This is a genomic window from Bhargavaea sp. GQ12 (assembly GCF_059758705.1).
Genome location: NZ_JCAXEU010000025.1, coordinates 21,975 through 28,013 on the forward strand (window position 1 = coordinate 21,975; position 6,039 = coordinate 28,013).

Sequence of the window (6,039 nt, forward strand, 5' to 3'; positions counted from 1 at the left end):
TTGGCGATTACGGCTCCATCTGCTTGGCGAGGAAGTGGGCGGCGGTTTCCGCGGCCTTCACTTCGGGGTCGCCGATAAAGTGGACTTTCGACAGCAGGTAGACGGCGCCGATCGAGTCGCCGCCCGAAACGATCGGGCAAATGCATGATGACTTGATCTGCTCGTTGACACCCGGAACCCACTCCAGGGATTTTTCATTTTTCTCCGTGACAATCGAGCGGCCGAGCATGACTTCCTCCAGTTCACCGGAGATCCTCTTGCCCAGATAATCCTTTTTCGGGAGGCCGGCGACGGCGATCATTTCATCGCGGTCACTGATGAGTGCCGGCGTTCCCAATGTTTCGTACAGCGTCTCAGCATATTCCTGTGCAAAGCTGCCCAACTCGCTAATCGGGGAATACTTTTTCAGGATGACCTCCCCGTCCCGGTCGGTGAAGATCTCAAGCGGGTCGCCTTCCCTGATGCGCATCGTGCGCCGGATTTCCTTTGGGATAACTATGCGGCCGAGGTCGTCGATCCTCCTGACGATACCAGTTGCTCTCATTCGTGATGCCTCGCTTTCGAAGTTCGGATAGGTCTTCGCGCTTATTATGCATCACGTTTAGCCAATTTATGCAATCCCACCCTGTGTATAGGTCACGCTTCCTGTTTTTTCGCTTCCGGCAAAATTTTCATGACGCCTTCCAGCACATCAAACAGCGTCTTTTTTCGGGTTTTCGACCCGTCGACGGTGAGGAGCAGCCGACCATCCTCCACATGAAAACCGACAGCGCGGCCGTACTGGAGCGTGTCTTCCATGATCTTCGCCCCGTCCGCCTGCTGCGTTCCCGCATTTGTGAAAGAGATGATCACCCGGTCACCCTGCTGCTTGATCGATTCCACGCCGGCATCGCGTGCCCACACTTTCATCAGTGCGACTTTCAGGAGCTGCTCCGCCTCGAGCGGCAGGTCACCGAATCGGTCTGCCATCTCATCGACGAGCTCCGAATAATCCTCTTCGCTTGCGACCGCCTTGACCCGCTTGTACATCTGGATCTTCTGGAAGCCGTCGGGAATGAAGCTGTCCGGGAAGTACGCGTCGATGTGCAGCGTCACTTCGACATCCGGGACGTCCTCTTCCTTGCCGTTTCCGCGTTTTTCCTCGATCGCCTCTTCGAGCATCTTCGAATACATATCAAATCCGACTGAATCGATAAAGCCATGCTGCTGGGCGCCGAGCAGGTTCCCTGCCCCCCGGATCGACAGGTCGCGCATCGCGATCTTGAAGCCGGAGCCGAGCTCGGTGAATTCCTTGATCGCCTGCAGGCGGTTTTCCGCCACATCGGACAGAACTTTATTGCGCTGATAGAGGAAGTATGAATAGGCGACGCGGTTCGACCGGCCGACACGCCCCCTCAGCTGATACAGCTGGGCGAGGCCCATCCTGTCTGCATCATGGACGATGAGCGTATTGACGTTCGGGATGTCTACGCCGGTCTCGATGATCGTCGTCGTCACCAGGACATCGTACTCCCCTTCCAGGAAAGCGAGGATCACCGCTTCAAGTTCCGTTTCGGACATGCGGCCGTGTGCGGTCGCGATGCGGGCTTCCGGCACGAGCATCTGGATCTCCTCGGCCTTCCTCGCCATGTCCTCGACGCGGTTGTACAGATAGAATACCTGACCGCCTCGCGCCATCTCGCGTTCGATCGCTTCCCTGATCAGCGGGCCGCTGTATTCCATGACATAGGTCTGGACCGGGAAACGGTTTGCCGGCGGCGTCTCCAGGACGGACAGGTCCCGGACACCGATCATCGACATATGGAGCGTACGCGGGATCGGGGTCGCCGTCAGCGTCAGGACATCGACATTCGCCTTCATCTGCTTGATGCGCTCTTTATGCGTGACACCGAAGCGCTGCTCCTCATCAACGATGAGCAGGCCGAGATCGCGATATTCCACATCCTTTGAAAGGAGGCGGTGCGTGCCGACCACGATGTCGACTGTACCGTCTTTCAGGCCTTTGACGGTTTCCTGATGCTCTTTTCTCGTGCCGAACCGGCTCAGCATTCGGACTTCGACCGGGAAGCCGGCAAAGCGCTCCTTCATCGTCTCGAAATGCTGCTGGGCGAGGATCGTCGTCGGAACGAGGAAAGCCACCTGCTTGCCGTCGCCGACCGCCTTGAAGGCGGCACGGATCGCGACTTCCGTCTTGCCGTATCCCACATCGCCGCAGAGCAGCCGGTCCATCGGGCGCTCGCGCTCCATGTCCCGCTTGATCTCTTCGATCGATCTCAGCTGGTCGTCTGTCTCCTCATACGGGAATGTCGCCTCGAACGAATGCATGAGATCGTCGTCCGGCGAGAAGGCAAAGCCTTTTTCGGCCTCGCGCTTGGCATACAGCTTGATGAGGTCGTCGGCGATATCCTTGACCGCCTTCGATACCTTGCTTTTCGTCTTTTTCCACTCGGTGCCGCCGAGCTTGTGGATTTTCGGTTCCCTGTCCTCCGAGGCGACATACTTCTGGATCTGGTCGATCTGGTCGACCGGCACGTACAGCTTGTCGTCCCCACGGTAACTGATGTTCAGATAGTCCTTGTGCGTACCGCCGACATCAAGTGTTTCGATGCCGATGTATTTTCCGATACCATGCTGGATATGGACGACGTAGTCGCCCGGTTTGATCTCCGAATAGCTCTTGATCCGCTCGGCGTTCGACAGCTTCTGCGGCCGCGCCTTTCTGCGGGAGCGCTGCTTGAAGAGTTCGCTGTCCGTCACGACGGCGATCTGCCGGAGCGGCAGCTCAAAGCCGTCGGACAGGTCACCTTCGATCAGGTGGATACCGGGCCCCGGTACTGTTCCTTCTTTGGGAATATCCGCTTCCATGCCATAGTCTCCAAGGATGGAGCGGATCTTCTCAAGCCGCTCCCTTCCGTCAGCAAGCAGGAGCACAGTGAAGCCGCCGGCCTGCCAGCGCTCGGCTTCCGACTTCAGAAGGTTCATCTGGCCGTGGAACTGCTGCATCGGCTTGCAGGAAATCTGCACCGTATCTTTCAGGACCAGGCCCGGGAGTGATCTCGAGAACAGGGACAGATACACTTTTTTCTGTCCGGCCATCGCGTCGATCTCTTTGAATGTATGGCTGAGACGCGCCTCATGGACCAGCTTTCCCTGGGCGATCATCTCGGTGTGCCACTCGCTTTCCTGGCGCTCCAGCGACTCGGCGACCTCGATGATCCTTCCTGCCTCGTTATAGAACAGGATGCCTTCTTGAGGGAAATAATCGCCCAGAAATGCCGTCTCACCTGCGAGAGATGCATACTTCATCACACCTTCCGGGATGTCTCCACCCTTCATGAGCTCGATATCCGAAGATATGTTTTCGAGGAGCGCTTCCCTTGCAGCCTCATCGCTCACTTTCTTCAGGCTCGCTGCAAGCGCCTGTTCCAGGCGGTTCGCCGTGACGGCAAGCTTCTCCGCCGGCCAGGTGAATTCATGGGCCGGAAGGATCCTGACCTTATCCAGCCGTCCCGTGGAGCGCTGGTCGTCCGCTGAGAAGGTGCGGATCGAGTCGATCTCCGTATCAAACAGCTCGATCCGGACAGGCTCTTCCCGGTCGAGCGGGTAAATATCCAGGATGCCGCCCCGGAGAGCGAACTCGCCCGGGGATGTCACCATCGGCTGGCGCGAAAAGCCCATTGCGACAAGGTTTGCCGCCCATCCGGCAGGATCAATCTCATCGCCGGTCTCCGCTGTAAGTGCGGCATGTTCCCAATCCGCCTGTGCGGGGAGCAATTTGCGGAGTCCTGCAATCGGCGTGACGAAAATACCGGAGCCGTCCCGCATAAGGCGGTCCAGCGCCTCGATGCGCTGCGCCCGGAGTTCCGGGCTTGCCACGGACAGCTCCGCCGCCGTCAGCTCATCAGCGGGATAAAGGCGGACCGCATCTTCCCCCGACAGCCGCACAAGATCCTCATACGTGCGCTGCGCCTGGAGCATATTCGGCTCGATGACGAGAACGGGCCGGCCCGTCTCCTTCGCCGCCAACGCAAACAGGGCGGCACGCGCGCCGCCCGCAAGGCCTGTAACCAGCTGCCGGTCACGGCCACCCTTCAGATCGCCCAGGAGGTCCGCAATCTCCCCTCCTCCGGCCAGTACATCGAGTAACTCTTCCATAGGTTCCATCCTTTCAGAAAAACAAGCATTCTTGATTTATCAGATTCCCGTTCTGCGGGAAAATAGTCGGATTCCGGTGCGTCATGGCCGGTGTCTCCCAAACGCAGAAAAAGCCTTGGACACCGGCGGGTGCCAAAGCAACGGCATCATTGCAGCCATTTCTGCAGGGAGTAGTAGTCGGGAAAGCGGTCCAGTGACTGCTCGCAGTCATTGCAGATGCACTGGACCGTCGCGTCCCCATCGTCCCCTTCCAGGATAAATTCCTCCGCTTCCTCTTCACCAAGCCGGAGAAGGGTTCTCGCTTCGTCGGCGGAGCCGAACGGAAGCTTGCCAATCTCCGTCTCACAATGGCGGCAGCGGTACCGGATCGCCATGCATGCGCCCCCTTCCTTTCCCATCAGTATAGACAGGAGCGGCGGGCGCTATGCCTCACTTGGCGTTGAATTCATTCATGACATCGAGAAATGGGCGTGCGAGGGCCGCCTCGCAGACGTCTGCCGCACGATCCGCGGCTTCTCTCATGACCGGAACCTCTTCATCACTGAAGCGGCCGAGCACCCAATCGGTCACAGCCATCGGAACGTCGGGCCGGCCGATGCCGATCCTCACCCGGTCAAATTCGCGCGTGCCGATATGCTGAATGATCGACTTCATTCCGTTATGGCCGCCGGGGCTGCCCTTTTGCCGGAGCCTGAGCTTGCCCGGAGGGAGGTCCAGGTCGTCGTAGATGACAATCAGGTCTTCTTCTGCGACGCCGAAATAATCCATCATCGGGCGGATACATTCTCCCGAGAGGTTCATGTACGTAAGCGGCTTGACGAGCAGCGCCTTTCCTTCCGGCCGATGCGCTGTCGCATACATGCCGTTGAATTTGGTTTGGTTGAGCGGGACATTCCATCGGTCCGCAAGCCGGTCGATGGCGTGGAAGCCGATATTGTGGCGGGTCTGTTCATACTGCTTGCCCGGGTTGCCGAGCCCGACGATTAGTTTCATGGACATCTTCCTCTTGGCAATGATGCTTTCCATTTTACCATGATTCCGGCAGGCGGGCAGGCAAAAAGGATTGCCCGCAATCGGACAATCCTTCTACAGTTCTTATTCCGTTTCCTTTGGAGCTTCGTCCGCTCCGCCGCCTGCTTCTGCATCCGCTCCGGCTTCCGGATCGGCCGCTCCTTCTTCCGCGTCGTCTTCCGCCTGTTCAACACGCGGTGCGGTGATTGTAGCTAGTACCTTATCATCTTCATCGGTTACATCCACACCCCACTTGGACTTGATATCACCGACCGTGAGGGTGTCACCGACAGCCATTTCCGAGACGTCGACTTCAAGCGATTCCGGCATGTCTGAAGGCTTGGCCGAAATGTTGACCGTCCAGAACGGCTGGCTGAGGACGCCGCCTTCTTTGATGCCCGGTGCCACATCATCGCCGATAAGCGAGACATTCACTTCAGCTTCCATTTCGGTGTTCATGTCGATGGCGAGGAAGTCGGCGTGCTTGAACTCGCCCTTCATCACATCTGTCTGATAGTCATGCAGTACCGCATTGACTTTCTTGCCGTCGACCTCAAGCTGGAATACCGCATTTCGGCCTTCATCGCGCAGGGTCATCATCAGATCTTTCTCGCGGATTGCGACCGGCACACTTTCCAGTTTATATCCGTACACCACTGCCGGTACATATCCTTCAGTGCGGAGTCCGGTCAGACCGGAACGTCCTGATTTTTCCCGTTTTTCTGCTTTGATTGTCATAGCCATCTGCAGTCACCATCCGTTTCTTTAGTTACATAGATAGTGTTTACCCATTATTCAGAGAGTTAAACATAATTAAATTTTCTATACAAAAGCCGGAGAAAGAATTAGAGCGGCACAGATTTTCCGAAAACA

General features: G+C 57.4%; 5 protein-coding genes. All 5 read right to left on the reverse strand.

The window, feature by feature from the left end:
- Positions 1 to 7: 7 nt before the first annotated feature.
- The gene (spoVT, locus tag AC6CHQ_RS15275) at positions 8 to 544 is read right to left on the reverse strand and encodes a stage V sporulation protein T (protein WP_251240362.1); all 537 of its coding nucleotides are present in this window, start codon (positions 542 to 544) and stop codon (positions 8 to 10) included.
- A 92-nt stretch (positions 545 to 636) separates the two neighbouring features.
- A complete protein-coding gene (mfd, locus tag AC6CHQ_RS15280) occupies positions 637 to 4,155 on the reverse strand; it encodes a transcription-repair coupling factor (protein WP_251240361.1) in 3,519 nt (1,172 codons plus the stop codon).
- Between the two features lie 146 nt (positions 4,156 to 4,301).
- A complete protein-coding gene (locus AC6CHQ_RS15285) occupies positions 4,302 to 4,529 on the reverse strand; it encodes an anti-sigma-F factor Fin (protein ID WP_092056006.1) in 228 nt (75 codons plus the stop codon).
- Between the two features lie 55 nt (positions 4,530 to 4,584).
- Positions 4,585 to 5,148, reverse strand: a complete 564-nt coding sequence (gene pth, locus AC6CHQ_RS15290; protein WP_251240360.1) for an aminoacyl-tRNA hydrolase — start codon at positions 5,146 to 5,148, stop codon at positions 4,585 to 4,587.
- A 102-nt stretch (positions 5,149 to 5,250) separates the two neighbouring features.
- Complete coding sequence (locus tag AC6CHQ_RS15295) at positions 5,251 to 5,910, reverse strand: 50S ribosomal protein L25/general stress protein Ctc (RefSeq protein WP_092056008.1); 660 nt, start codon at positions 5,908 to 5,910, stop codon at positions 5,251 to 5,253.
- Between the last annotated feature and the right edge of the window lie 129 nt (positions 5,911 to 6,039).

Coding starts and splice junctions, on each gene's coding strand:
- spoVT (WP_251240362.1), bottom strand. CDS start 544: ATGAGAGCAACTGGTATCGTCAGGAGGATCGACGACCTCGGCCGCATA.
- mfd (WP_251240361.1), bottom strand. CDS start 4,155: ATGGAAGAGTTACTCGATGTACTGGCCGGAGGAGGGGAGATTGCGGAC.
- AC6CHQ_RS15285 (WP_092056006.1), bottom strand. CDS start 4,529: ATGGCGATCCGGTACCGCTGCCGCCATTGTGAGACGGAGATTGGCAAG.
- pth (WP_251240360.1), bottom strand. CDS start 5,148: ATGAAACTAATCGTCGGGCTCGGCAACCCGGGCAAGCAGTATGAACAG.
- AC6CHQ_RS15295 (WP_092056008.1), bottom strand. CDS start 5,910: ATGGCTATGACAATCAAAGCAGAAAAACGGGAAAAATCAGGACGTTCC.